The following is a 26473-nucleotide window of genomic DNA, read 5'->3' as shown; positions in this document are numbered from 1 at the left end:
GATGAACTTTGAGGAGAAGCTCAAAAAACAGCAGTTTGATCTGCTCTGGCAGGAGTATTGCGGCTTTTTGGACCTGGATCTCCCCTCCTATATGGAGATCCAGAAACGTCTGATGCTTGAGCAGATTCAAATGTGGTGCAACTGCGAGCTGGGGAGACGTATCCTTCCCGGCTTGCCGCCGCATACCATCGATGAGTTTCGCGCGCGCGTACCGCTGACCGATTATGCGGATTACGCCGACGTCCTGCTCCAGAAACGCGGCGACATGCTCCCGGACGACCCGGTCATCTGGATTCAGACCACCTGGGAAAGCGGCAAACATCCGGTCAAGCTCGCTCCTTACACCAAGAGCATGCTCGACGTCTATAAAAACAATGTCATCTCCTGCCTCGTGCTGTCCACCAGCAACGAGCGCGGGAAATTCAATGTGGGCCACAACGACAAAATGCTCTATGGCCTTGCGCCGCTGCCCTACGCCACCGGCATCCTGCCGCTCATCCTGGGAGATGAGATGAGCATGGAGTTTCTGCCGCCGGTCAAGGTTGCGGAGAAGATGTCCTTCTCCCAGCGCAACAAGCTCGGCTTCAAGCTCGGTTTCCAAAAAGGGATCGACATCTTTTTCGGCCTGAGCAGCGTGGCCTATTACATCAGCAGCAGCTTCGGGGATATGATCTCCTCCAAGGGGGCTTCCGGCGCTGCACATGACGGCGGTCATTCGCTCCGCTTCTCTCCGAAGATGATCTACCGTTACCTTTCCGCCCGCTACCACAGCAAAAAGAACGGCACGCCGATCATGCCCAAGGATGTTTTCCGCCTCAAGGGCTTCGTCTGTGCGGGCACCGACAGCAGCCACTATAAGCGCGCGCTCGAGGAATTCTGGGGCGTGCGGCCACTGGAAATCATGGCGGGGACCGAGCCCACCTGCATCGGCTGTGAAAGCTGGGAGAAAAACGGGCTTTACCTCTTCCCGGACGCCTGTTTCTATGAATTCATCCCGGAAAACGAGATGCTGCGCAACTTTACGGACCCCTCTTACAAACCCAAGACCTATCTCATGGACGAGCTGGTCCCGAACCAGAACTACGAGCTGGTCATCAGTGTCTTTAAGGGCGGCGCCTTCATGCGTTACCGTGTGGGCGACGTTTACCGGTGCCTCGGGATGGGCAGCCAATCCTCCGGTATCCGCCTGCCGCGGTTCGCTTATGTCGACCGGGTTCCCACTGTCATCGATATCGGTGGCTTCACCCGCATCACCGAGGCCTCCATCGAGGAGGTCATCCGGCTTTCAAAGCTCGGGATCGCCGAATGGTTCGCCCTCAAGGAATACAACGAGGAGGGCCGGCCGTATCTGCATATGTACGTTGAAATGAGCCAGGAGGCGGTCGAATCGAGCGCGCTCTCCCGCCAGGTGCTGGAGGAGCATCTGAGCGTCTACTTCACCTATTTCGACAGCGATTACCACGACCTGAAACGGCTGCTCGGCATCGATCCGCTCAAGATCACCTTCCTGAAATCCGGAACGGTCGCCGCCTATCGGAAAGCCACCGGGCACACGATCCGACGGATCAACCCGTCCTCCTATGATATGCTCGAACTGCTGCGTTTCCAGGAACGCGACCTCTCGCTGGAAGGGGGCTGCGTCTACTTATGATCTTTGTAGCAGTCCCGCTGACCGCCCTTTCCTGCTATCTGTTTTTGCTGCTTGCCTTCCTGGCCGCAAAGAAAAACAAGGTGATCTATTCGTTCATCGCGCTGCTGATCATCTTCATCATGTGGACCGGCGGCTCTTTCTTCATGCGCATGCAGCTCTATCCCGGCGTCCCGTTCTGGTGCCAGGTTTCAAACCTCGGCATGTTCTGCATCCCGCTTTTCTACTACAATTTCATGTGTGATTTCCTTGGTTACAAGGGGTATTTCCTGCGCGGCGCCTGGACGGCGGGCACGGCGATCATCCTCATCATGAGCCTATGCGATGTGTTCATCACCAACCCGCAGGTTCTGGACATCGGTGACGGGCAGGCCAGCTTTATCTACGACATGAGCCCGCTGGTTGCGATCCCGGTCTTTTTCTGCATGGCGGTGGTGCTCTCGATCATCCTGATGGTGGTCAAGGACATCAAAAAGAACGGCACAGCCTCCACCAGAATCACGCCGGTGCTAATCGGGCTGGCAATCCTCTTTTTCGGCAACATCGCGGCCTCCTTCCCATTCATCGGCCGTTTTCCCGGCGATACCCTCTCCGGCATCATCAATGCCGGTTTCATGTTCTACGCGCTCTATAAGCGCAGGCTGTTCAAATTGACCCTGCTTGTCTCGCGCGGCACCACCTATCTGCTCGCCGCGATCTTCTCCTCTCTGCTCTTCATCAACATGGTGCGGCCGCTGGAGGATTTCATCCGGCGTTTCTTCCCGCAGTTCTCCGATTCGACCACGCTGGTCATCGCAATTGTCTTTGCGGTGCTCACCTTCACCATGTATAAACTGATGAAAACACTGCTCGACAACCTCTTCATCAAGGAGGAGGCCGCCCGCACCCAGCAGCTGCGCGATTTCTCCACGAATATTTCCAAAAGCCTGAATCTGGATGACATTCTCGACCAGCTTGTCACCGTCGTCAAGAGCGCGGTCGACGTGGAAAAGGTCTATGTCTGTCTTGCGGATGACAAAACCCAGTTTTACCGGACAATGGCGTCAGCCAGTCCGCTCGACTCCCACAGCTTTGCAATCTCGTTTACCAACCCCTGCGTGCGGTGGATGCGCGAGCAGGAAAACTGTCTCATCCTCAAGGAATTTTCCCGCACCGTACCGTATAAATCGATGTGGGAAAGCGAGAAGCGGCAGCTGCGCGATCTGGACATCGAATGTCTCGTACCGCTCGTCTGCGACGAGGAGCTGGTCGGCATCCTGTGCCTTGCCAAAAAGTATAAGCACGACAATTACACCTTTGACGACGTAACCTTCCTGGAATCGGTCAACTCGATCGTTTCCATCGCCATCAAAAACGCGAAGCTCTATGAAAAAGCTTACTATGAATCCCGCATCGACAATCTCACCGGGCTTCTGAACCGCAAATTCTTCTACGAAAAACTGGACGAGGAATTCGAACGCTGCCGTGACCGTTCGCTTGCGCTCGTGATCCTCAATGTCGACGATTTCAAGCTCTATAACCAGCTTTACGGCAATATGGAGGGCGACCTCGCACTGCAGAGTATCGCGCGGATCATCACTGCCTGTGTCGGGCAGAATGGTATTCCCGCCCGGTACGGCGGCAAGGAATTTGCCATCATCCTGCCCTGTTACGACGCGATGGCGGCCTATAACCTCGCCTGTACGATCAAGCAGCAGATCATTGATATGAATAAGCATGCCAAAGGAGCCGCGCTGCGGGCGCTTACCCTCTCCGGCGGCGTCTGCGCTTATCCTTATGCCGCGTCGAATGTCAAACAGCTGGTCGGCAATGCCGATATGGCGGTATTCAACGCCAAACGCAGCGGGAAAAACAAGATCATCATCTATTCGCTTCAGAAAAAGGGCGAGCTGATCGATGTGAAAGATTCCCCTGTGGCAACAGGCGTCTACGCCGAATATGCCTCCACGATCTACGCGCTGACCGCCGCGATTGACGCCAAGGACCATTACACCTTCAGCCACTCGCAGAATGTGGCGGAATATTCCACCGCTTTGGCGGTTGCGCTGAACCTCAACAAGGACCACATCGAAATCATCCGTGAGGCCGCTTTGCTGCACGACATCGGCAAAATCGGCATCCCGGAGGAGATCCTCAACAAACCTGGCAGGCTGACCCGGGAGGAATTTGAAACGATGAAAACCCATGTGGAGCATTCGATCGCCATGATCCGCCACCTGCCCTCGCTTGATTACGTCATCCCGGCCGTCATCGGCCACCACGAACGCTGGGACGGCAAAGGCTACCCGCGCGGCATCTCCGGGGAGGATATCCCCATCGCGGCCCGCTGCCTTGCAATCGCCGATTCGTTCGACGCAATGACCTCCAAACGTTCCTATAAGCAGGCTCTTCCGGTCGATTTCGCCATTAAGGAGATCGAAGATCAGGCCGGGCGCCAGTTCGACCCAAGGCTTGCGAAGGTCTTTGTGGAAGAGGTTCGCGCGGGTAGGATTCAGGTGCATCCTTATGTAACAGAAAATAGCTGAAACTTATAAAAGAATGCGGCCGGTTTCAACCGACCGCATTCTTTTTATACTTTTCTATCGCAGTGCAAAATAGGGACTCTCGATGACTGATTTCATCTGGCATAAGCAAAACGGGTGCCCGGCGGGATCAAACATCACCCTCCAGTCATCGGAGAACTGCTTGTCCGCCACCTTCGCCCCACAATCGACCGCATGCTGGACGGCTTTTTCCAGATCGTTCACAGCAAAATCCATATGCGCCATCTGCTGCTGCGCTTGCGGCTCCTGCGGCCATACGGGCGGTTCATACGTGGGGTTTCGCTGGAACAGGATGCCGGGATATTCCCCCTGATTGGTTCCCGGAGCGCCCAGGCACGCCCATTCTTCATTGGAAAACGGGATTTCCCAATGAAGCAGCGCCGCATAGAATGCCGCCAGTTCCTGTGGATTTTTGCAATCCACCGTAAATGCGTACAGTTTAATTTTCAGCGCGTCCTCCATCACACCATTACCTCCCGATATGGATTGTTTACCGGGCGCTTTTCCAGGCGTCTTTTGTCAAGCAGGAAATATGTTCTGTCCGGATATCCCCCATCAGCTCACATGCGATTTCCTTATTTGTGTGATGATAGACGAATCCACATTTTTCCTGCACACGGCGGGATTTTTCGTTGCCGTCAAAATAGCCGCACCAGATTTTTTCCAGGTGCAAATTCTCAAAACCATGCCGCAGCAGCTCCCGCGCCGCTTCGGGGATGAGCCCCTTTCCCCAATACGGCACCCCGATCCAATAACCGAGTTCCCCCTCGTTTTCGCCAATTTGAAAGTTGCTTGCCTTCCCGATCATAAGTCCGGCACTTCCCACGGGCTGTCCGGTTTCTTTGAGCACAACCGCATAAGTCTCGGGCGCGGACAGCACGGTCCTTATGATCCCGCGGCTGTCTTCCACACTTGTATGCGGCGGCCAGCCTGCGGCCGGGCCCACCAGGGGATCTTTTGCATATGCAAATAAATCTTCCGCATCCGTGTCCCGCCATGGACGCAAAATCAACCGGCGCGTTTCCAGATTCATGACGTATTCCTTCTCCCCAATATCATTTTATCCGCGCACGGTGTTGTAGATACTGATAAACCCAATGATGGTGACAATTGTTATCATCACCGGAGTGATAATCCGCACACACCAGAGCCAGGCCTTTTTCAGCTTGAAGCTGATGCCGTCCGATTCGATATGGGCGATGAGTTTTCCGGGGCCCCAGAACCAGCCGATGTAAACACACATCGCGATACCGCCCAGCGGCATAAGGATGTTGTCGGTGAGCATCCCCATGAAATCGAAGAAGGAATAGTTCAGAATGGTGAAATCAGCAAGGACTCCATAGGAGAGCGCGCTCGGCACACCGGCCAGGAATACCAGTAGCCCCAGAACCAGCACCGACTTTTTACGGCTCCAGTGCAGGTCGTCCATCGTGAAGGAAATCACACATTCGAGCAGCGCGATCGCGGAGGTCAATGCCGCGAAGAATAGCAGGATGAAGAAGAGCAGCGCGAAGAAAAGCCCCCCGTACAGTTCCTGGAAAACCTTCGGGAGCGTCCCAAAGATGAGACTTGGCCCCTGCGCCGGCTCAAGTCCGAACGAAAAGACCGCCGGAAAGATCGCCAGGCCCGCAAGCACCGCCACCGCTGTGTCAAGCCCAGCCACTGTCAGACAGCTTTTGGGGATGTCCGCATGGCGGCCGAGATAGCTGCCATAGGTGATCGTGATGCCCATACAGAGCGAAAGCGAATAGAACACCTGTCCCAGCGCAGCCGCCAGCGATGCAAAGCTGAACTTGGAGCCGGTCGCGGAAAAGATAAACCGCAGCCCGTCCCCCGCGCCCGGCAGGGTCACCGAGCGCACAATGATAATGACCAGAATGATGAAAAGCGCCGGCATCATGATGGTGGACGCCTTTTCAATGCCATGAGTGCCCTTATAGCAGATGATGCAGGTGGCAAGCATGAATACCAAATGCCATACCACTGGCTGCACCGGTTCGGCAATATAGGCCGCAAAATCCACCGGCGCGGCAAAGGTGGTCGCATAGGAAGCGATATATTTGAGAATCCAGCCGCCGATCACACTATAATAAGAGAGGATGATAAAGGCGGAAAGCACCCCCATCACCCCGATGAAGGTGGTTTTGCGGTTGATGGTACGGTAGGCGTCCACCGGGTTGCGCTGGGTATACCTGCCGATGGACATCTCGGTGATCATCACCGGGAGCCCCAGCAGCACCACAAACACCAGATAAGCCGCTAAAAACTGGAATCCCCCGTTCTTTCCCATCAGGTATGGGAACTTCCACAGGTTTCCCAGCCCGACCGCCGCGCCCGCCGTCGCAAGGATAAATCCCAGCCTGGACGCCCATTGATTTCGTTTCTTATGACTTGACAAATCCATTCACCCCGTCGATTCTTTTCTTGTATTGGGAATTCGTTCTATATTCTTCACGCTTTTGCGCAATTTATCATTTCTTCCGCCGCGCAAGGCGTGTTCCATCGTTTTTATTCGGCTTTTCGCCGCGGTATAAACAGGCAGGCCCGCCGTATCGATACGATACGGCGGGCCTGCCCATCTGTCCGTTTCGTTTTATCGCGTCAATTTTTTCTTGTAGTAACCCTCCGCGCAGTAAACCGCGCCAGCCGGGTTATGCGCCAGCACCCGGTCTTTGGTGATCAGGGTGGTGACCATTGCATCCGAATATTTATAAAAGAGCGAGTCATGCCCAACACACAGTCCTACCACGATGTTGAGCTGGGTCTTTTGCTCATTGAGAAGCGCCGCCTGCGCAATTGGGTTGCACATCGGCTCGAATCCCTTCCCCAGTTTTTGTACAATTCCGGCCTGTTCCTTCGGGATTCCACCGGTTTTGCAGATGACCGATACGACCGTAAATCCATTTTGCCGCAAAACCCGGCTGATCACTTTCGCCTCCCACCGAAGCCCGCGGCAGAACGCCAGCCCAAGTTTCTGATAACCCATATTGCGGCAGAATTCCATAATCTCCTGCATCCGAGTCCACTGGCCATAACCGATCGCTTCGATCTCGGACGCTTTGATATAAAATTCATGCTGCTCCGGCTTTTCATATTCCCTGAAAGTCTCGGCAAAGAACCCGTCCTCCCTGCGCATCGGACAATTCTTAGGCAGATTGTCCCGATTTTCTTCATTGCAGGCATGGACGGCGCATTCCGCGCAGGTGTACATAACTTCACTTCCCTCCAAGTTTTGTCCGGATGGGCCGGCGCCCGTCCGCCGTATCCGGTTTTATACGGCTACAATTCCGCTTCCATTTCCTTGAGCGGGATGCCTTTTTTCGTTTTCCAGGCAACTCTGCCATTGATGTTATATCCCACAACAACAGTGGCCGCCAAGGTTGGGCTGCTGAACGCCCAGTCCTGTGTAAAGACGTTCTGTTCGTCAATGATCCCCTTTTCGACCAGCATACTGCGCCGATTGACGGTTGAAGGAGAAAGGGATGGCTGTACAGCTTCGGCAATCTTTGACCCTTTCAATACGACAAAGCCATCCGAACTCATCTTTCCGCTGGCATTGGCCCCGGTGCGCTCGTGCAAATAAAACACAGCGGTGCCCTTTCCATGTGAAGTGCCGCGCGAAGGCTCCAGAACCTTATGCCCCAAAACGCTTAGGATCAGCCGCATATTGTCAATAAACTCATCCATTTCCGCGCGATCCATCTCCGATATGGACGATTCCGTCGGCGTATTGGTATTCAGGATTTCATATTTATTGGCCTCTTTCGCAAGGAGATAGAGGTGGTATTCAAGATATTTGACATGCGCTTTGTTGAGGTTATTGTCTTTGCTGATGAAAACCACGCATTCGGTCCAAAAATCCTTTTCGGTCAAATGCGCTTTTATCCGGGTCAGGATATTTTCCGCTTCGCCGATGTAGACCTGGTCCATATCTGTATCGTCATTGCGTCCGAAAAGGAAATACACCCCGGTATTGTTCAAATCGCTTCTGTCGCCACAGGAATTCACATAGGTCCGCGGGATTTTATAGCTCTTCCCCGTCCAATTCGACAGCTCGCTCACCCATCTTCCATCTGCCTGGCCTTCAATCAAAAAATGCCGGATCGCCTTTCCACGCATCATAAAACCTCCCGTTCCAACAAACAGACTGTTTCCACATGATTGGTGTGCGGGAACATATCCACCGGCTGGATCGTCCGCACACGGTAACCGTTACCGGTCAGATGCATAAGATCCCGCTCCTGCGTTTCCGGATTGCAGGAGATATAAACAATCCGGCTGGGGGCAAGCCGCTCGGCCGACAGAAGGAACCGTTCGTCACTGCCAGCGCGCGGCGGGTCCATAAACACCACGTCGGCGCGTTTTCCTTCTTCGGCCATCTCCACCATAAATTCGCCCGCGTCCGCGCAGGTAAACCATGCGTTCCTGATGGCGTTGCGTTTCGCGTTGGAAATCGCGTCGCGCACCGCGTCCCGGTTATTTTCCACCCCGATCACATTGCCCGCATGGCGGCTCGCAATGAGCCCGATCGTACCGATGCCGCAGTAGGCGTCGATCACTGTCTGCGTCCCATCAAGACCCGCATATTCGATCGCTTTGCCATAGAGAATTTCGGTCTGTACAGGATTGATCTGGTAAAACGACCGCGCTGAGATTCGGAAAATACATCCGCAGAGGGTATCCTCGATATACCCCGGCCCATAAAGCACCTGTTCGCGTTCCCCAAGCACCAGGCTTGTCCGATAGGGGTTCACATTCTGGAGCACGGTGGTAATCTGCGGATGCGCCTTGCACAGGGCCGTCACAAAGCTGCGCTTTGCCGGGAATACCGGCGAAGCGGTCACAAGCACGACCATGACCTGCCCGCTCTGGAAACCGCGTTTGACCAGCACATGGCGCAGCAGCCCGCGCCCGCTGTCCTCATCGTATGGTTCAATGCGAAAGCCGCGGAGCATCGAACGGATGGTCACGATAATCTCATCCGCAAGCAGGTCCTCGGTCATGCAGCGTTCCACCGGTACGATCCGGTGACTGCTCGACTGATAGACCCCGGAAATAATCCTGCCCTCCCGTGTGCGGCCGAACGCGGCCTGCACCTTGTTGCGGTAGTGGAACGGGTTCTCCATCCCAATGATCGGCTCGATCCTGCCAAAGCGGCCGAGCAGCCGCTGCACCTTGCGCTGTTTAAAGGCAAGCTGTTCCGGATAGCTCAGATTTTGCAGCTGGCAGCCCCCGCATTTTTTATAAAGCGGGCAGGACGCCGCTTTGCTTTTCAAAACCGTATCGGTCATATATCCATTCCTTCCTTCGGGTTTGCCGGATAGACGGCAAGGAAGTCCCGTTCTTCCATCGGCCGGCCAAACAGATAGCCCTGGATGAAATCCAGGCCCATTTCACTCACAACTTTGTATTCCGCTTCTGTTTCCACCCCTTCGAGACAGACCTGGATGCCCACATCGTGGCAAAGAGCCACCACAAAACGAATGAAGGTCGCGTCGAAATTGCTGATACGGATATCCTTGATAAAGGCCTTGTCGATCTTCACAAGATCCGCCGGCGATTTTTTCAGGATTCCAAGCGCCGAATATCCGGTACCGAAATCATCCATCGCGATACGCACGCCCATTTCACGGATTTCCCGGAAAATTTTCTGGACCCGCGTATCTTCCTTTGCAAACGCGGATTCCGTCAGTTCCACCACAAGATCCCGCGGGGAATAGGCTTCCTCCTCCAGCGCGCCGCGCAGGAAGGCGACAAAATCCGAATCCTCCAGCTGCAGATAGGAAAGATTTACATTCACCGCAAGCCCGGGACGGTTCCAACTTTTGCAGGCGCGCACCGCTGTGCGCAGCACCCATTTCCCCACCGGGATGATCAGGCCGCTCTTCTCAAGAAGCGGAATGAATTCCACCGGGGAAACCTCCCCATACTTGCCGCAATGCCAGCGGGAAAGCGCCTCCACACCGGCCAGCGTGCCATCCACCGCATTGACGATCGGCTGAAAGCAGATCCGAAAACCGGAAAAGTCATTTTCCACGCTTTCGCGCAGCAGTTCCACCAGCTCAAGCGCGCGCGTCCGGTATGCCAAGATATCCTTCGAGTAGAAAACACAGCGCTTTTTGCCATGGCTCTTCGCGTATTCCAGCGAATAGCCCGCGTATTTGAACAGATCCAGATAATTTTGCGCGTCCTGCGGATAGAACAGGCATCCGGCCGACAAGGTGCAGTAATACTTTTTCCCTTCGTATTCCTGTTGGCTCTGGAAGGTCTGCCGGATTTTCCGATAGATCTTCTGTATCCCTTCGACCCCGGTATCCCGCGCGATCACTCCGAATTCGTCTCCATCCAGCCGGTAGACAAAAACACCGTTCGGCAAAAGCACCCGTAGTTTTTGGGAGGTGATCCGAATCACCTCATCCCCGAAAAAGCGGTCGTAAAGGTCGTTGATATGCTTCAAATCGTCTATTCCAAGCACCATGACCGCAAACCCTTTGTCCGGGTCGCTTTCCAGCAGATGCTGGATCTGATCCTCAAATTCAAACTTGTTAAAAAGGCCGGTTAGATGGTCGATATTGTTCTTTTTGCCAAGGTTCGTGATAAAGCCTGCGAAAAGTACCGGTTCCCCATCGTCATCAAGCTCCACATGCCCTCTGCACCGGACCCAGACCCATTCCCCATGCCGGTTCATCACCCGGTATTCGACACAATGGGAGGTTGCGCGTCCGTCCGCAATCTCCTGGTTTGATTCCAGGAATGCCTGCCGGTCGTTTTCATGCACCTTCGCGCCCCACACCGCGGCGGCATTCTCAATCACTTCGCCGGGAAGCCCAAATTCTTCCACCATCGCCGGCGTGTAACGGAACACCCCGGTTTTCAGGTTGCAGACATAGACATAGTCGTCGGTGCTCTGCACCAAAGCATGATAGAGCCGTTCTTTATCGTACGAAAACTGCATATCCGGAATTTTGAACCCGTTTTTTCGTTTCCGTTCGTTATAAAGGATGTGATAGCTGCGTTTATGCTCGTACATCCGCTCGTCGGCAAGGGTCAGTACTTCCTCCAGTGAGATTGGCCGGTCGGGCTGCACTTCCACCAGCCCATAACAAAAACCGATCCGATATGCCTCGCTTCCGCTCTCAAGCTTCCGCAGCACACCCTGCATCCGGCTCTGGACATTTTTTCGCCTGGCCAGGAACACGACAATAAATTCGTCCCCGCTTAACCGGAAGGCATAATCCCGTTCGGTCAGTACCTCCCGCACTTTTTCCGCGACGACCGCGAGAATGCGGTCGCCTTCGGCATGTCCATAGATGTCGTTGATCTCCTTAAGCAGATTGACGTCATACATGCACACCGTGACCGTTTCCCCATTTTCACAGGCCTTTTCCAGAGTCTTGCGCAGAGCTTCTTTCCCAGCGCGCCGGGTCATCATCCGGGTCAGCTCATCGGTGTAAGCGCTTTTCAGCTCAGTCACATCGATCGACTGCTGAAAATGGACGATCGATCCGTCCAGCCAGCGGATCAGGCTGTCATAATTTTGATAGGTCCGGCCGGTGACCGGGTTTTTCTCCTCCCACTGGTGGGACGGATTCTCTGAACCGCTTTCCAGCAGCGTTTTTATCGGGCAAAACGGGCAGCGTTCGTGCATTCCCTTTTGCAGAACCTGCCAACAGACCTTCCCTTCGGGATGCTCGATGCCGAACTGTTCACGCATGGTCCTGTTCATGAACAGAATCCGGTCGGTAACCGGATCTGTGATATAAAGGCTCGCCTGCATCCCATCCATCACCGTATTAAAAACGAACCGGTAAAGTTCCTCGTTTTCGAGGTGGGTGCGGTCGGAGAGTGCCGCCCCCAGGATCTTCCCCGCGAACGCGGCCAGCTCCAGTTCCTCCTGCCGCCAGGGAGCCTCTATTTTCTGCACAAGCAAAAGGCCTGCCAGCCGCCCTTCAAACCGCAGCGGAAAAAGCGCACTGCAAAGAGCCGGGATACCGCCGCCTGTCAATAGCTGTTCCAGTTCAGGGCCTGTCAGGCTCTCCTGTTTCCCAAGCAGTGCGAGCAGCCGTTTCAGCCGAGCCTGCAGAAATCCATGAAGGTTCGGTCCGAACAGGTCCGCGTCCCCCCAGATGGCCGCCTCCCTGCACACTTCGGGGTTTCGGTCGTCAAGACGCACCACCATCAATTTTTCACACGCGGTCAGCCCCGAGACAAACCGCCCGATTGCCGCGACATCCGCTTCCAGCGAATCTGTTCCCGCAAAATACGGAAACAGCTGAGGAAGCCCTTCATAAAATTTTTCCAGGCTGACTGGCAGCATTTTTTATCCTTCCTTATCCTGGTAATGCAGCATCTTTTTGATCTCCTGGATCTTTACATGTCCCTGCGGGGAGGGAAAAGATCCCGCGTTTTTCGAAAAGCTCTTACAGCATAACCGCAGGCACACTCCGTGCCTGTATGCCGTAAAGCCGCATTAGAAACGGCAAAGCCGGGTTCGGCTATGATGAAATGTACGCGCGCCGCGGCGGCGTATCCGCGCTTTGCGCGGAAGGAAAGCGGCCTGCGCCGCTTTCTGTCGCGTCCATTATCCCACACGCGCGAAGCACGCAGTGGGATAATGGGCCATCGGGCAGGGAGTCGGCTTTGCCGACGCATCTGCCTGGTCATAAACCCGGTATAATAGCCGCTCTGCAGCTATTATACCATCTATTCCGGGAAAACAAAAGCCAGCGAGCCGCAGCCGGACAGAAAAATCCGGACTTTTCCCAATCCCGGGCAGGTTTAGGTCGACTCCCGGCAGAGAAGCGACACGCTTTCCACATGCGCGGTGTGCGGGAACATATCCACCGGCCTGCACCGCACCAGCGTATATCCCTTTCCCGCCAGTATCTTGCAGTCCCGCGCCATGGTGGCGCTGTTGCAGGATACCATCACAATCTTCTGCGGTGACATCCCGGCTACCGTATCAAGCAGCGCCGCTTCACAGCCTTTGCGCGGCGGATCAAGGATGATCACATCCGGCCGGACCCCTTCTGCGGCCAGCCGCTTCGCGGCCTGCACCGCATCCGCGCAGAGAAACCGCGCGTTTGTGATTCCGTTTTTTTGGGCGTTCGAAGCCGCGTTTTCCACCGCCTGCGCAACGATTTCCACCCCGATGACCTGTTTGCACCGGCCAGCCAGTGAAAGGCCGATTGTTCCAGCGCCGCAGTACAGGTCGAGAACTGTTTCTTCTCCCGTCAGCGAAGCATATTCCTCCGCCACACCATAAAGCCGTTCGGCCCCGGGGTTGTTGACCTGATAAAATGCGTGCGGCGAAAGGTCAAACCGCACACCACACAGCGTATCGGTAATATGATCCTTCCCGTAGAGAAGCCGGGTGCGCTGCCCCAAGATGACATTGGTATTACGCGTGTTTTCATTAAGAAGGATTGAAACAATCGACGGATTGCACGCGCGCAGCGTCCCGACCAATTCTTTTTCGTGCGGCAAGCCCGAACCGTTCACCACCAGGCAGACCATAATTTCCCCACTCTGCTGGCCGCAGCGCAGATAGACATGCCGCAGCAGTCCCTGCCCGGACAGTTCGTCGTAGGCCAAAACGCCATATTTCTCCGCAAAGGAAAGCACCGATTCCAGAATGCCCTGGAAGCCTGGTGGCTGCAAAAGGCAGCTGTGGCAGTCGATCACTTCATGGGTGCGCGGCGCGAAAAATCCAGCCGCCAGCTTCCCCTTCTGCATCCGCACCGGATACTGGGCCTTGTTACGGTATCCGTCAATCTGCGGAGATGGCTCGATGGGCTCTGTCAACAATGAAAAACCACCGATCCGTTCAAGGTTTGACTGGACAAAATGCTGCTTATATCTGAGCTGCGCCGCATAGGAAACATGCCGGAACACACAGCCGCCGCAGCGGCGGCTCACCGGACAGTCCGTTTCCACCCGGTCGGGCGACGGGCTCATAACCTGCTCAATTTTCCCAAAGCAATGGGTCTTGTTGACCTTCAGAATCCGCACGCGCAAGCAGTCGCCCACGGCAGATGCCGGGACAAATACCGCCATCCCTTCGTAATGGCCGACGCCGCTTCCTTCATGGGTCATATCAGTGACCGCAAGATCGATGATCTGGTTTTTCTGCAGCATAACCGCTACCCTTTCCATTGCCGCGGGCAAAGCCGGCCCGCACTTGCTTTTTTCAGATTCTATGGTATACTCGAACTGTATTGTTTTAAACCATACAGTCCATCGGCCGCAGCGGCCAAAACCGCTGGACAGGCTTCTTTATTTTAACATAAACAGCTTGTTCTTACAAGGAAGCGAGGCCGGCCCTGTCTCACAGATCGAAAGGACGCAAAAGCAATGGAAAACAACCGGATTATCCCGCTGCGGGACCATCCCGATTATCTGGAGACTGCAGCGGATTGGTTCAGCCAAAAATGGGGAATCCCCGTCAGAGTCTATCGGAAAAGTATCCAGGCATGCATTGCAAAGCGGTACGGTGTTCCGCAGTGGTATCTTTTTCTGGATGGAAAGCAGGCGGTGGCCGCTGGCGCGGGCGTTATCGAAAATGATTTTCACGACCGGCCCGATCTATCGCCGAATCTGTGCGCGCTCTTTGTGGAGGAAAGATGCCGCAACCAGGGGATTGCCAGGTCGATCCTAGACTTTGCGCGCAAGGATTTTGGACGGATGGGCTTTCAGAAGCTCTACCTGGTGACCGACCACACCTCTTTTTACGAACGGTGCGGATGGGAATTCTTAACGCTGGCAACGGATGCCGGCGGAGCATCTGAACGCGTATACGCCGCACCTACGCTTTGAGTGCATACAGGGACGGCAGCATCCTTTGGAGGCCTTTTCCAATTGTGATATAAAGATCTTGGAAAGCTGTAAAAACTGTGAAATACTTGCAGTAATTCCCTGTGGGAAATACACTTTATGATAGGTATTATCGGGAAAGGAGGCGGCTATTTTGGAAGAGCATGCAGTCGCTGTTTTGCCGCCGGAAAACACCGGACTTCCGCAGACGGCACCGGTGCTTTCCGCCGAAGCATCCCTGTGCGCGCCGCAAAAAAAGCCGCGGGTGATGATCAGCGTGCGGCATCTGCGCAAGGTGTACCGCATCGGTGATGAAAAGGTCGTCGCGCTCGCCGATATCAATCTGGAAATTTTGCAGGGACAGGTCGTTTGCATTGTCGGTACCTCCGGTTCTGGCAAATCCACCCTGCTCAACCAGCTCGCGGGCCTGGAAAAGCCGACCCGCGGTTCAGTTTATATTGGGAAGGTCAACATCTCGAAACTCACGGAAAACCAGCTGGCACGTTTCCGGCAGGAATACCTGGGGTTCGTTTTTCAATCCTATAACCTGCTTCCCACCATGACCGCTATGGAAAATGTCGCGCTGCCGATGATCTTCAAGGGAATCAGCAAACGCAACCGCAATAAGGCCGCGCTCAAGATGCTGGCGGCGGTCGGGCTGAAAAAACGCGCCCGCCACAAACCGACCCAAATGTCCGGCGGACAGCAGCAGCGTGTCGGCATTGCACGCGCTTTTGTTTCCAAGCCGAAGGTCGTCTTCGCGGACGAGCCAACTGGAAATCTCGATACCCACACAACCATCGACATTATGAAGATGATGGTACGCTTTGCACGCAAATACCGTCAGACGCTCATCATTGTCACCCACGACCCGGAGATTGCGGATTACGCTGACCGGGTGGTCACCCTCATAGACGGTGCAATCACCAGCGATCAGGTGCATGAACCGGTTTATGACGGCACTCCCGAACCAAAGAAGGAGAAAAAAGCTGTTCCGGAACCGCCGGAGCTTGACGAGCTGCCCGATGGGGCTCCCTTTGAACTGCCGGAGCCTGACGTGCTGTCCGAACCGGACAGCAATGAACCCGGTGAATCTGAACCAAACACGGCCGATGCCGAACATGATGCCGATAGCAAAGGAGAAATGAACCCATGACCCGTTCTTCCAGCCGTATCTTATCCCTGGCGCTTGCCTTCCTTTTTCTGCTTTTTTCCGCCGGTATTTCGTTTGCGGCAGTACTTCTCGGCATTCCGGTACAGGCAGCGGATCTGCCGCGCGTCGACAGCGTCGAAGCGGACGGCCAAGATATTACGAAAGTGGCGTTAAGCAACGGTAAAATTGATTCTCTGGTTATAAAGCTGCGGCAGGCCGCCGGTACAGCGGTGCCGGATCCCACGGGGGAAGTGACCGTGGAATTTACCACCGACAACTTCCAGCTGTCAGGCGACAGCGACAAAGTCATTTCCGAGGTCAACACGGGTGAGGATATTACCTATACGCTCACAATCACCAATGTCAATTACACCGAAAAGAAGACCGGGAAAATGAGCTTCAAGCTCACCTATCACATTGATGGAAACCCATCCAAAACGGAATCGGTCGACTTCACCTTCGACAACATTCTCACAAACAGCACCGAAGGCAACTACTCCATCTCTTCCGCGACGTTTTATAATTCCAGCGGTCGCCCCATTTCCAAAGTGACAAAAGGAAGCTATAATTCCTTCCGGGTGACCATTCGGGACACCAATCTGTCCAAATCAGAATTCCAAGCGATCAAAGACAACGTCACCTTCAACATCAATTCGGACTTCATACGAAATTTTACCTCCAGTGAAATTATCGAGGTCAAGGGAAGCGACGTTGTTTCCTATACGATCGAATTTAAGGGGCCCTATTATACGGGCGACACCAACCGGATGATTTTGGATGTGGATTATCACGACAGTTATTACGCGACCCGTCATTTCAATGAGATTATCGACGGCTGTGAAATCTATGAACGCGACAAGGACGACGATGACGACGACGATGATGACGACAGCTCCAGCAAGCCGGACATCGCGCCGCCCACGCCGAATATCATCGTTTCTGAATTTGATTACGGCAGCGGCAGTGTGACCGCGGCCAGCAACTTTGATTTGAAGATCACCTTCACCAACACCAGCCAGAAGCTTCCGGTTGACAATATCGTCCTGAAAGTCACGGTCCCGGAGGCCTTCACGATGAACGGTTCCTCCAATACCTTTTACATCGACAAGCTCTCGAAGAATTCCTCGGTGCAGCGGACGCTGCATCTGTCGGTCAAACCAAACGCCGAACCGATCTCCCACCCGATCAAACTGAGCTTCGCGTTTGAGTCAGTCATCGAGGAGGCACGCAAACAGTTTACCTCCGAGGAGGAGATCAGTATCCCGGTTTCCCAGCTTGACCGTTTTTCTCTCGAACCGGTTGAAGTCCCGAACGAAGTCTATGTCGGGGAGGATTCCGGCATCGAAGCCACTTTCATCAACAAGGGTAAGACCACCGTTTATAATGTGACCGCTGAAATCACGGGAAATATCTCCCAGCCGGGCCAGCGCCAGTTTATCGGCAATATCGAAGGCGGCAAGGAGGAGAGCGCCGATTTTCTGATCGGCGCCCTTGAGGCCGGCCCGATTTCCGGGGAAGTGATTATTACATATGAAGACGCCAATATGAATGTCGGCGAACTGCGTTCCCCGTTCACCACCAACGGCATTATGATCGAGATGCCGCCAATGGATCAGGAAATGATAAATCCTGAAGATATGCCGCCGGAGGAAAGTCCGGCCTGGTATGCACAGATTCCGATCTGGGCGTATATGGTTGGCGGCGTGGTTCTGATCATTGTGCTGGCATTCATAGCCAAAGTCATTCGCAACCGCCGTGAGCAGAAACTGCTGGAGGACGATGATGAGGATATCTGATATGATTTCCATGTGCCTTGGAAATCTGTTCCGCCGCAAGATGCGCACACTCCTCACCATTGTGGGAGTCATCGTCGGCACCTGCGCGATCGTCGTCATGATCTCGCTCGGTCTCGGCATGAACCTGGCACAGGAAGCCATGCTCGCCCAGATGGGCGATTTGACCATCATCAATGTGATGAACTACGGCCGCAGCGAAACCGGTGAAAAAATGGTGATGGATGACGAAGCGGTTGCCAAGATGCAGGCGCTTCCCAATGTGGTGGTTGCAACACCGGTTTATAACCCGCAGTATTTCAACCCGTCGCTCGTCGCGGGCAAAAAAGACCGTTACCGGCTGAACTGGGCAAATGTGATCGGCATCTATGCCGAAGCGATGCCGCTGATGGGGTATCAGCTGCTTGAAGGCGAATATCCTACCGGCCCACAGGTCAACAACCGCAAGCCGATGAACGTGGTGATCGGGCAGTACACCGACTATGATTTCGAGGACACCAAAAGCAAATATAATAACTACACCTGGCCGGAAACCGACGAAAACGGCGAAGTCATCCGCGACCCGTTCGTAGAGATGATGACCGAGGATTTTTATCTGACCAGCGAACAGGACGACCGCTACAACGATAATAATGAGGATGATACCAAGCATATCACCCGGGACCTCAAAGCGGTTGCACGGATTAAAGAGGACTGGAACAAAGGCTACGAAACTTCCCGCGGCATTATCATGGACATCAACGACCTGAAAAAGCTGGAGGAAGAATACATCAAAGCCAATAAAATTTTGGTCAACAAAAAGGAGAACACCGGTTACAACAATGTCACCGTCAAGGTAAAATCGATGGATGATGTTGACCCGGTGGAAACCCAGATCCAGGCGATGGGTTTTGAAACGCGCTCGATGGAAACTGTGCGTAAGCCGATGCAGGAAAGCGCCCGCAAGCAGCAGATGTTCCTTGGCATGATGGGCGGTATCTCGCTGATCGTCGCCGCAATCGGCATCACCAACACAATGATCATGTCGATCTATGAGCGCACCCGTGAAATCGGCGTGATGAAAGTGCTCGGCTGTGTGGTCGGCAACATCCGTACCGTCTTTCTGATGGAGGCCGGAGTCATCGGGTTTCTGGGAGGCTGTATCGGCGTGGGGATCAGCTATGCGATCTCCTTCGCCATGAATTATTTCAATTTTTCAACCGGCATGGGAGATTCCGGTATGGGCGCAGGCAGTTATATGAGCTATGGCATGATGATGGGCGCAGGCGGTGAACAGGCCGCCACAGCCGTTTCGGTGATCCCGCTCTGGCTGGTGTTCGCCGCCATTGGCTTCGCTACTTTGATCGGCTTGCTTTCCGGCATCCTACCTGCCAACCGCGCGATGAAAATCTCCGCGTTGGAGGCGATTAAACATGAATAAAAAAGCAGTGGCCGCCGCCGTACTCGTCCTGGCGGCTTTCCTGCTGTGTGGGTACGGCTGGCGGCTGCACGTGCGTCAAGAGCTGATTGAAACGCCGGTTTACTCCTCTTTTATGCGGATGATCGCGGAGGAAACCCCTGGCGGCGTGCTTACGGAAGTCGCCCTGCGCAGTGAAAAGATGCGGGTGGAGGGCATACAGCTTTATCATGTGCGCTATTATCCACAGGCGCGGACGGTGGTCTGCACCGTGGATGAGGTAAAAAAATTCCCCTCGATGGGCGCGCGGCTGATCGGGGAAAACGGGGCGGAAATCTCAGGCTGGTACCTGCCGGCGCAGATCAAGCAAGGGGTGGTCAAGCTGTTTTTTGAAGAGGTGGAGCATCCGGAAACGCTCGCCTTTCTCGAGCTGATCGACGTGGCGCGGCCAGACAGCACCGAAGCGGAACCCACCATCCGCTTCCCCCTGAAATAAAAGAGAGGGCGCAGTTCAGTCTGCGTCCTCTCTTCTTCGATATGGCGTTGGGTCATCTGACAGGTCGATTAGATAATCGATGCTGACCTGCAATGTGTCCGCAAGTCTGATCAGGCTTGCGGCGCGCGGTGAACGTTCCCCTTTTTCAAACTTTGCAATGGCCGTCCGATGAATTCTGCTCTGTTTGGCCAGTTCTCTTTGGGAAAGGCCTCTCTGTAGGCGCAGTTCCTTCAAACGTTTCATTTTCATCACCCTATACCAGAATAGCAAATTTTTGCAGCGCCGCTAGGGTGAAATTGACCTATAATGCGTAACAGGGAGACGTCATATAGGAAAAGGACCGGGTCAATTGACCCGGTCCTTTTCCTTCTTGTTCCTTTTTTCTTGAAAAAGGAACCGAAAAATCGCCTGAAGCAGGGCTGCGGCCCAAGCCGCGGGGGCGCAGCCCCCGCGACCCCCGCAAACTTTCGAGAAAGTTTGATCAAAGCTTTTGGTGATGCGCGAAGGGTGCAAATCAATTGCAGATTAAATCGAGCTTATCGCCTGAAGCCGAAAGCTTCATCAGAGCGGGCGGATTATCGATATTTTCCACCAGCCTGAGACTGATGACATCCTCGACCTCCTTGCGGATGACTGTGCGCAGATCGCGCGCGCCGCTCTTTTTGCCATATGCCTTGTGCGCAATGTAAGCGAGCGCTGAATCGTCCCAACCGAATTTGATTCCCTTTTCAGTCAGCGGTTCCTTCAGCTCGCCGAGCATGAGCCCCGCGATCCGACAGTAGTCCTCCTCGCCCAGCGGACGGAAAACGACAACCTCATCCACACGCGCCAAAAATTCCGGCCGCAGGAATTCGGAAAGCGACTTCATCGCCTTTTCCTTCGCAATCTCTTCCGGCTGGCGGTTGAATCCCACCGTGCCCTCTTTGCGTTCACTGCCCGCGTTCGAAGTCATGACCACCACCGTGTTCTCAAACGAAACCACGCGGCCATGCGCATCGGTGATGCGGCCTTCGTCGAGAATCTGCAAAAGGATGTTGAGCACATCCGGATGCGCCTTTTCAATCTCGTCGAACAGCACAACCGAATACGGCTTGCGGCGCACCTTTTCGGTGAGCTGTCCGGCTTCGTCATAGCCAACATATCCGGGCGGCGAACCGACAATCCGGGAAACGCTGTGCTTCTCCATGAATTCGGACATGTCGAGCCGGATGAGCGGATCGGTCGTGTCAAAAAGCTCCTTTGCAAGCACCTTGACAAGCTCGGTTTTTCCCACACCGGTCGGGCCGACAAAGATGAACGACGCCGGACGGCGGCGGGCGGAAATCTGCACCCGGCTGCGGCGAACCGCAGCGGCCACCAGATCCACCGCCTCATCCTGCCCGATAATCTTCTTTTTCAGGACTTCTGCAAGATGCGCGACACGGCGCAGCTCAGTCTCCTGAATCTTCGCGGCCGGGATGCCCGTCCACAACTCGATCACCTTGGCAAGGTCCTCTTCGGTCACCCGCTGGTTGAGCGCCTGCGGTTCCAGCTTGACGCACTGGCCCTCCAGCACAAGCTTCTGTGAGCGCAGCCGCGCGATCTGTTCGTAGTCGCCCGGCGGTGTGGCGGTTTCCAGCTCCTCCAGCTCGTCGGTGACGTTTTTCAGCTCCTTTGTTTGCTTATCGTATTCGGCAAGCTCCTTGTTGCGCAGCACCGCGCTGGAGCAGGCCTCGTCCATCAGGTCGATCGCTTTGTCGGGCAGGTAGCGGTCGGTGATATACCGTTCGGACAAAACCACCGCCAAGCGGGCGATCTCATCGCTTACAACCACCCGGTGATGCTGTTCGTAGTAGCCCTTGATGCCTTTGATGACCTCCACCGCGTCCGCAATAGAGGGTTCCTCGACCGTGACCGGCTGGAACCGGCGTTCGAGCGCCGCATCCTTTTCGATGTTCTTGCGGTATTCATTGAAGGTGGTGGCGCCGATCACCTGGATCAGCCCGCGGGAAAGCGCGGGCTTCAGGATGTTGGCGGCGTTCATCGAACCTTCCGAGTCCCCCGCGCCGACAAGATTGTGCACCTCGTCGATGAACAGGATGACGTTGCCCGCCTCCTTGACGTCCTCAACGAGCCCCTTGACGCGGCTTTCGAACTGGCCGCGGAACTGCGTCCCGGCCACAAGCGCGGTCAGGTCGAGCAGGTAGAGTTTTTTATCCGCGAGCCGAAACGGCACGTCGCCGCTCGCCAGCCGCTGGGCGATGCCTTCCGCGATCGCCGTTTTGCCGACGCCCGGCTCACCGATCAGGCAGGGGTTATTTTTGGTGCGGCGGTTGAGGATCTGCAGCACGCGGTAGATCTCCCGATCGCGTCCGATGATTCGGTCGATCTTGCCCTCCTCCGCCTTGCGCGAAAGATTCTCGCAGTAGGCGTCGAGATATTTGTACTTTTTCTCCGGGGCTTTCTTTTTGCGGTCGCGGGGGCGTTCCCGGATGGTCGGGGAGATGAGGTCTTTGTCCGCGTCGGAGGCCTCCTCCTTCTTCGGGACAATCGCATTGTTCGCGTCTCCGCCAAAGATACTCTGCAAAAAAGGCAGCGACTGGGCGCCGCCCATCTCAAAGCCGCTTTCCCCATCCTCGCCGCCGAACATCTCGATCATCTGATCGGACATGTTGTCCAAATCGTCGTCAGAAATGCCCATTTTATCCATCAGGTCGCTGACCGGTTTGAGGCCGAGCTCCTTCGCGCAGCGCAGGCACAGCCCTTCGTTGACGGTTTTACCACCGTCCAGCCGGGTCATGAAGACCACAGCCACCCGTTTTTTACATCTAGAACACATGATATCCATATATTTCACCTTTTCATTTGCGCCATTTCTCTGTTAACAGGGACGTACAACGCACCCATTCCAGGATACTATTGTATATGCACCTTATGAACTACATATTAATAGGCGTTAAACATTTTATACGATTCCGGTGTAGTTTCAGAACGCTTTTCCGCCATCCGACCGGATCAGCCTGCGGAACAAAAACACATATTGCAGCAGTGCGAACAGCATCACGGCCAGTAGCACAGCCAGCATCAGGACAATCGTCCGATCGGTGAGCTGCGGGACAGCCACAATGATAATCATCACAATATAAAAGAGGATCGTCCCCAATTTTCCAAACCATTTTGCCCCTTCGATCGTAATTTTTTTGTGGTGCAGCCGAAGTCCCCCGAGCAGCATGAGCACTTCTTTGGCGATAAAAAGCGCGTAAAGCGGCCAGAGGTGCGGCTTTTGAATCCAAAGCGCCGCCACCACCGCGGCCAGCGTCAGCTTGTCCGCCACCGGGTCAAGAATCTTCCCCAGCTGGGTGATCATGTTAAAGTGCCGCGCGATCCATCCATCCACCGTATCGGTCAGGCCGGATACGGCAAGGATCACCGCCGCGGCCACATATTGGGACTCATGCTGCGCGGTCAGATAGGTGTACAGGAAAAACGGGATCAACACGATGCGCATCGTGCTCAGTGCGTTCGGGACATTCATTCTCATTTTTGCCCACTCCCCTCACATGCCTCAGGCATAAAGCTGTCTCAGCCAATCGAAGTCCATAAAATATTTGAATACATAGCTCTGGCCAACCGCATCCTGGGTAAACACCCACCAGCCTTCCGGATAGATATGCAAAAGCCCCTGCAAAAGGATGGCCAGAATCCAAACCAGCAGGATCCCCTGCAATGCGCCCACCGCCGCACCCAGCAGCCCGTTCACTGTCCCTACCACCGGCAGATAGTTGATGATGCCCAGTGCTGAAAGCAGACAATTTGCAAGCATTGACAGGAGCGCGAACAATACCACAAAACCGATCATCCGGATCGCGCTGATCATCAGCGGGCGGATGGTCGCGTCCGCCAGATCATCAATCAGGCCGTCCGCGACCGCTTCCGGGTCAAAATCCTCCGGCAGCAGCCCTTCCAGCGAATCAAGCACACCATCCAGCGCGCCGCCTGCCGCGAGCAATCCAGGTGGCGCCATGGAAACCAGCGCGGCGTTGCTGGGGGCTCCCTGCGGCAGCGCCGCTCCCCCATGATGTTCCTCCAAGAGCATCGGCTCCACCACACGGTCATAAATGACCGGCGCGGCCGCGTTTGACAAAAACGACGCGGCCAAAATGACCGCGACATACGCGACCATCTGGATCACCGTACGCAAAAAGCCTTTCTTAGCTGCGGCATAGATACAATATCCGACAATGGCAACCGCCGCCAGATCCAGCCCGATGGCAACATAAAAGTCCATAGAGTCTCCTTCATCTGCGGAAAAAGGCGGATGCTTTTCCCGTTTCCATTGTAGCAAATTCCTTCCAGTTTGACAAATCCGCAACCCGGGCTGCCAAAAACCAAGCCGGGCTAGGCCTGCGGTTCGGATTCCTGCAAAGGCTCCGCCGCACTGGATGTGGGCGCCTGCGATTCTGTTCCGTCCGAAACCGCGGTCAAGGCCGATTCTTCCGGTTCCTGCGCGGCGCTTTCCTCCTCTTCTTTCAACGAATTTCCGCTTTCAGAATCTTCATCCCGCCCGCCGGACGTCTGTCCGGAAGTGGAAGCGTCCGGCTTCTTTCCGTTGGAGGAACTCTGTCCTTTTTGATCTTTTTCTTCCTTTGGCGCGGTCAGTTCCTTGACGTCCGCCGCGCGGATTTCCGCATTTGTGGTGTAATAGAGAATCCCCTGCATCGGCTCCAGGTTGTGCAGATTGGCAACCGGCAGGCTGGCCTGCAAAGTACCGTCCGACCCACGGATTTCAATCCCGTCTTTTGTGGCCAGATAGATGTGCTCGAGATCCGTCTTGACACTCATGAGGTCATAGTCGATCCTAAAATCGGCAAGCTTTGAAAAATCATCCGCCAAAGTAACCACCCGCATCTGCTTTTCCTGCGCAAAACTGCCAAGCACAATTACCAGCCGCCCGTTTGAGCGGTTTACAACCCGGTCGAGCTTCTCGCTGCCGAACGGGAAGGACGCCAGCTCCTTAAGATCACCGTTAAAAAGGACCACCCGCTTATCGGTCAGCGCCCGGATGGTGTTCCCGCCGCGGTAATCCACCCAAAGCAGGAGCTCACCCGGATCGAGATCCACGGAAGCAATCGCGCCTTCATTGATGCTGAACTGAAATTTACTGATATTCGAACGATAGCTGCCATCCGAAACGTCCACATGTCCCACCAGCATATAATCCCGGTTATCCGAAAGCGAAACGCTCACAATCGGCTTGGTGGAAAGCCAGTTGAAGATGTTCTGGCCGCTGCGGTTATAAACAGCAACCTTGGCGAGCGTTTCATCCGAACCGGCGGCAACCGCATAGTTTCCGTTCTGTGCGATGTCCGCCGTGTAGATGGTGTGGTCAAAGCTGACCGTTGCGGTCTGCGCCGACTTTGAATAGATCGACACCCGGGTTCCGCCCCGGTCGTAGAGCAGGACCCGGTCGCCAGCCGTTGAGAGCGACGGAGTTCCCATGTTGTGCTGGGCATTCAGAAGTTGACGGCCCGAAGCATTGTAGCTGTAAAGATTGGTGTCGGACAGCAAGAACAAAACATCCTCGGAAGCCTCCAGACGGCTGATCTGCCCGCCCGGCATTGTCACCGGATAGCCTTCTCCGGTGACAATGCCGGCTTTGATGTCACTGTAGGCGGTAGCCAGGTCGAGTTCCCCCGCATATTTGATAAGCGAGACGCACAGCGCCACAATCAATGCGAACACCGCGAGGATCATCAGGTTTCGGATGGTCCGCCGCCTGGAACGGCGGCGGCGTACTTTTTCAAGATCGGTCAGCTGCGCCATCTGGCGGCCTCCTTTTTCTAATCATAATAAACCATATCGAGGTAAAGCCCGTGTGCCGGCGCCGTGGCGCCCGCTTTTTCCCGGCGGCGGCTTTCGATGATTGCCGGGATTTCCTCCGGATGGATCTTTCCGGCAGCCACTTCGAGCAGCGTCCCAGTCATAATGCGCACCATGTTGTAAAGAAAACCGTTCCCGGTCACTGTGAAGGAAACGAGCTCCCCCTCCCGTGTGACCGAAGCCGCCGTGATGGTGCGCACCGTATCCGTCACGCTTGACCCGGCACTGCAGAACGCTGCGAAATCGTGCGTCCCGCAAAATCCCTGCGCCGCCAGGTGCATCCGCTTTTCATCGAGCGGGTATTTCCACTGCAGCGCAAGATCCGCGCCGAAGGGATCTTTGAGCGGGCTGTTGTGAATCCTATAGAGATACCGCTTGCCGGTGCAGCTGTAACGCGGATGAAAGTCATCCGCCACTTCACGGCAGGCGGTAACAGCGATGTCTTCCGGGAGATTTACGTTCATGGCGCGCACCAGCGCGTCACAGGGGATCAGGGAGCCGGTGCGCAAAGTGAGCGCGAAACAGTTCGCGTGCACGCCCGCGTCGGTACGCGAGCAGCCTTTCACATCCAACCGCGCGCCGAACACCCGCTCCACCGCGTCCTGCACGGTCGAGGCGACGGTGCGCGCGTTCTTCTGCACCTGGAAGCCATGGTAATTCGTGCCCCGGTAACGGAGCGTCAAAAGCAGTTGCCGCACACGACCGCCTCCTTCTTCTGTGTCCTTCGCGCGCCCAACAAACGGCCAGCTCAGGGCTGAAGCCGGCGTTTCGCG

At 55.0% G+C, this 26473-nt stretch carries 21 protein-coding genes; 7 read left to right on the top strand and 14 right to left on the bottom strand.

Annotation, left to right across the window (positions count from 1 at the left end; translation table 11 throughout):
* Window position 1: 1 nt before the first annotated feature.
* Both BN4275_RS11280 and BN4275_RS11275 read left to right on the top strand, forming a co-directional pair.
* A complete protein-coding gene (locus BN4275_RS11280) occupies window positions 2-1651 on the top strand; it encodes a GH3 family acyl-acid amido synthetase (protein ID WP_066458192.1) in 1650 nt (549 codons plus the stop codon).
* Window positions 1648-4173 carry an HD domain-containing phosphohydrolase gene (locus tag BN4275_RS11275; protein WP_066458189.1) on the top strand — a complete coding sequence of 842 codons (2526 nt, stop codon included), beginning with the start codon at window positions 1648-1650 and terminating at the stop codon, window positions 4171-4173. The genes BN4275_RS11280 and BN4275_RS11275 overlap by 4 nt, the downstream gene beginning before the upstream one ends.
* A gap of 54 nt (window positions 4174-4227) precedes the next feature.
* Here the strand turns inward: BN4275_RS11275 and BN4275_RS11270 are convergent, their stop codons facing one another.
* The 8 genes from BN4275_RS11270 to rlmD (BN4275_RS11235) form a co-directional block, all read right to left on the bottom strand.
* Window positions 4228-4653, bottom strand: a complete 426-nt coding sequence (locus BN4275_RS11270; RefSeq protein WP_066458186.1) for a VOC family protein — start codon at window positions 4651-4653, stop codon at window positions 4228-4230.
* Between the two features lie 28 nt (window positions 4654-4681).
* Window positions 4682-5224, bottom strand: a complete 543-nt coding sequence (locus BN4275_RS11265; RefSeq protein ID WP_066458182.1) for a GNAT family N-acetyltransferase — start codon at window positions 5222-5224, stop codon at window positions 4682-4684.
* A 27-nt stretch (window positions 5225-5251) separates the two neighbouring features.
* Window positions 5252-6589 (bottom strand): sodium-dependent transporter, encoded by a 1338-nt coding sequence (locus BN4275_RS11260; protein WP_370219249.1) that lies wholly within the window; start codon window positions 6587-6589, stop codon window positions 5252-5254.
* A 195-nt stretch (window positions 6590-6784) separates the two neighbouring features.
* Entirely contained in the window at window positions 6785-7402 is a 618-nt protein-coding gene (locus BN4275_RS11255; RefSeq protein WP_066458178.1) for a DUF1847 domain-containing protein, read from the bottom strand.
* A gap of 68 nt (window positions 7403-7470) precedes the next feature.
* Window positions 7471-8313, bottom strand: a complete 843-nt coding sequence (locus BN4275_RS11250; RefSeq protein ID WP_066458176.1) for a GIY-YIG nuclease family protein — start codon at window positions 8311-8313, stop codon at window positions 7471-7473.
* Window positions 8310-9482: a 23S rRNA (uracil(1939)-C(5))-methyltransferase RlmD gene (rlmD, locus tag BN4275_RS11245; RefSeq protein WP_066458169.1), complete on the bottom strand. Its 1173-nt coding sequence runs from the start codon at window positions 9480-9482 to the stop codon at window positions 8310-8312. The genes BN4275_RS11250 and rlmD (BN4275_RS11245) overlap by 4 nt, the downstream gene beginning before the upstream one ends.
* A complete protein-coding gene (locus BN4275_RS11240) occupies window positions 9479-12508 on the bottom strand; it encodes a bifunctional diguanylate cyclase/phosphodiesterase (RefSeq protein WP_242863642.1) in 3030 nt (1009 codons plus the stop codon). Before BN4275_RS11240 ends, rlmD (BN4275_RS11245) begins: the two co-directional genes overlap by 4 nt.
* Before the next feature lie 461 nt (window positions 12509-12969).
* Window positions 12970-14328 (bottom strand): 23S rRNA (uracil(1939)-C(5))-methyltransferase RlmD, encoded by a 1359-nt coding sequence (gene rlmD, locus BN4275_RS11235; protein WP_066458167.1) that lies wholly within the window; start codon window positions 14326-14328, stop codon window positions 12970-12972.
* A 216-nt stretch (window positions 14329-14544) separates the two neighbouring features.
* Here rlmD (BN4275_RS11235) and BN4275_RS11230 point away from each other — a divergent pair, with 216 nt between their 5' ends.
* The 5 genes from BN4275_RS11230 to BN4275_RS11210 all read left to right on the top strand — a co-directional run bounded on the left by BN4275_RS11230 (window position 14545) and on the right by BN4275_RS11210 (window position 19841).
* Window positions 14545-15006 carry a GNAT family N-acetyltransferase gene (locus tag BN4275_RS11230; RefSeq protein ID WP_066458164.1) on the top strand — a complete coding sequence of 154 codons (462 nt, stop codon included), beginning with the start codon at window positions 14545-14547 and terminating at the stop codon, window positions 15004-15006.
* A 151-nt stretch (window positions 15007-15157) separates the two neighbouring features.
* Window positions 15158-16159 carry an ATP-binding cassette domain-containing protein gene (locus BN4275_RS11225; protein ID WP_066458162.1) on the top strand — a complete coding sequence of 334 codons (1002 nt, stop codon included), beginning with the start codon at window positions 15158-15160 and terminating at the stop codon, window positions 16157-16159.
* Window positions 16156-17952 carry a COG1361 family protein gene (locus tag BN4275_RS11220; RefSeq protein ID WP_066458154.1) on the top strand — a complete coding sequence of 599 codons (1797 nt, stop codon included), beginning with the start codon at window positions 16156-16158 and terminating at the stop codon, window positions 17950-17952. The genes BN4275_RS11225 and BN4275_RS11220 overlap by 4 nt, the downstream gene beginning before the upstream one ends.
* Entirely contained in the window at window positions 17939-19369 is a 1431-nt protein-coding gene (locus BN4275_RS11215; RefSeq protein ID WP_066458151.1) for an ABC transporter permease, read from the top strand. Before BN4275_RS11220 ends, BN4275_RS11215 begins: the two co-directional genes overlap by 14 nt.
* The gene (locus BN4275_RS11210; RefSeq protein ID WP_066458148.1) at window positions 19362-19841 is read left to right on the top strand and encodes a hypothetical protein; all 480 of its coding nucleotides are present in this window, start codon (window positions 19362-19364) and stop codon (window positions 19839-19841) included. The genes BN4275_RS11215 and BN4275_RS11210 overlap by 8 nt, the downstream gene beginning before the upstream one ends.
* Window positions 19842-19856: 15 nt before the next feature.
* Here BN4275_RS11210 and BN4275_RS11205 read toward each other — a convergent pair whose 3' ends face one another.
* The 6 genes from BN4275_RS11205 to truA form a co-directional block, all read right to left on the bottom strand.
* Window positions 19857-20084 (bottom strand): helix-turn-helix domain-containing protein, encoded by a 228-nt coding sequence (locus BN4275_RS11205; RefSeq protein WP_066458146.1) that lies wholly within the window; start codon window positions 20082-20084, stop codon window positions 19857-19859.
* Between the two features lie 271 nt (window positions 20085-20355).
* Window positions 20356-22668: an ATP-dependent Clp protease ATP-binding subunit gene (locus BN4275_RS11200; RefSeq protein WP_202614990.1), complete on the bottom strand. Its 2313-nt coding sequence runs from the start codon at window positions 22666-22668 to the stop codon at window positions 20356-20358.
* A gap of 138 nt (window positions 22669-22806) precedes the next feature.
* A complete protein-coding gene (locus BN4275_RS11195; protein WP_066458136.1) occupies window positions 22807-23361 on the bottom strand; it encodes a CDP-alcohol phosphatidyltransferase family protein in 555 nt (184 codons plus the stop codon).
* Between the two features lie 24 nt (window positions 23362-23385).
* Window positions 23386-24108 carry a CvpA family protein gene (locus BN4275_RS11190; RefSeq protein ID WP_066458134.1) on the bottom strand — a complete coding sequence of 241 codons (723 nt, stop codon included), beginning with the start codon at window positions 24106-24108 and terminating at the stop codon, window positions 23386-23388.
* A gap of 110 nt (window positions 24109-24218) precedes the next feature.
* Window positions 24219-25643, bottom strand: a complete 1425-nt coding sequence (locus BN4275_RS11185) for a DUF5711 family protein (RefSeq protein ID WP_066458132.1) — start codon at window positions 25641-25643, stop codon at window positions 24219-24221.
* A 17-nt stretch (window positions 25644-25660) separates the two neighbouring features.
* The gene (gene truA, locus BN4275_RS11180) at window positions 25661-26398 is read right to left on the bottom strand and encodes a tRNA pseudouridine(38-40) synthase TruA (protein ID WP_066458124.1); all 738 of its coding nucleotides are present in this window, start codon (window positions 26396-26398) and stop codon (window positions 25661-25663) included.
* Window positions 26399-26473 lie beyond the last annotated feature (75 nt).

The organism is Anaerotruncus rubiinfantis, assembly GCF_900078395.1.
GTDB classification, from domain to species: domain Bacteria; phylum Bacillota; class Clostridia; order Oscillospirales; family Ruminococcaceae; genus Anaerotruncus; species Anaerotruncus rubiinfantis.
This window is presented reverse-complemented; position numbering and strand designations above follow the sequence as displayed.

Coding starts and splice junctions, on each gene's coding strand:
- BN4275_RS11255 (WP_066458178.1), bottom strand. CDS start 7,402: ATGTACACCTGCGCGGAATGCGCCGTCCATGCCTGCAATGAAGAAAAT.
- BN4275_RS11275 (WP_066458189.1), top strand. CDS start 1,648: ATGATCTTTGTAGCAGTCCCGCTGACCGCCCTTTCCTGCTATCTGTTT.
- rlmD (WP_066458169.1), bottom strand. CDS start 9,482: ATGACCGATACGGTTTTGAAAAGCAAAGCGGCGTCCTGCCCGCTTTAT.
- BN4275_RS11230 (WP_066458164.1), top strand. CDS start 14,545: ATGGAAAACAACCGGATTATCCCGCTGCGGGACCATCCCGATTATCTG.
- BN4275_RS11265 (WP_066458182.1), bottom strand. CDS start 5,224: ATGAATCTGGAAACGCGCCGGTTGATTTTGCGTCCATGGCGGGACACG.
- BN4275_RS11210 (WP_066458148.1), top strand. CDS start 19,362: ATGAATAAAAAAGCAGTGGCCGCCGCCGTACTCGTCCTGGCGGCTTTC.
- BN4275_RS11215 (WP_066458151.1), top strand. CDS start 17,939: ATGAGGATATCTGATATGATTTCCATGTGCCTTGGAAATCTGTTCCGC.
- BN4275_RS11195 (WP_066458136.1), bottom strand. CDS start 23,361: ATGAGAATGAATGTCCCGAACGCACTGAGCACGATGCGCATCGTGTTG.
- BN4275_RS11190 (WP_066458134.1), bottom strand. CDS start 24,108: ATGGACTTTTATGTTGCCATCGGGCTGGATCTGGCGGCGGTTGCCATT.
- rlmD (WP_066458167.1), bottom strand. CDS start 14,328: ATGCTGCAGAAAAACCAGATCATCGATCTTGCGGTCACTGATATGACC.
- BN4275_RS11240 (WP_242863642.1), bottom strand. CDS start 12,508: ATGCTGCCAGTCAGCCTGGAAAAATTTTATGAAGGGCTTCCTCAGCTG.
- BN4275_RS11220 (WP_066458154.1), top strand. CDS start 16,156: ATGACCCGTTCTTCCAGCCGTATCTTATCCCTGGCGCTTGCCTTCCTT.
- BN4275_RS11185 (WP_066458132.1), bottom strand. CDS start 25,643: ATGGCGCAGCTGACCGATCTTGAAAAAGTACGCCGCCGCCGTTCCAGG.
- BN4275_RS11205 (WP_066458146.1), bottom strand. CDS start 20,084: ATGAAACGTTTGAAGGAACTGCGCCTACAGAGAGGCCTTTCCCAAAGA.
- BN4275_RS11280 (WP_066458192.1), top strand. CDS start 2: ATGAACTTTGAGGAGAAGCTCAAAAAACAGCAGTTTGATCTGCTCTGG.
- BN4275_RS11270 (WP_066458186.1), bottom strand. CDS start 4,653: ATGGAGGACGCGCTGAAAATTAAACTGTACGCATTTACGGTGGATTGC.
- BN4275_RS11250 (WP_066458176.1), bottom strand. CDS start 8,313: ATGATGCGTGGAAAGGCGATCCGGCATTTTTTGATTGAAGGCCAGGCA.
- BN4275_RS11200 (WP_202614990.1), bottom strand. CDS start 22,668: ATGGATATCATGTGTTCTAGATGTAAAAAACGGGTGGCTGTGGTCTTC.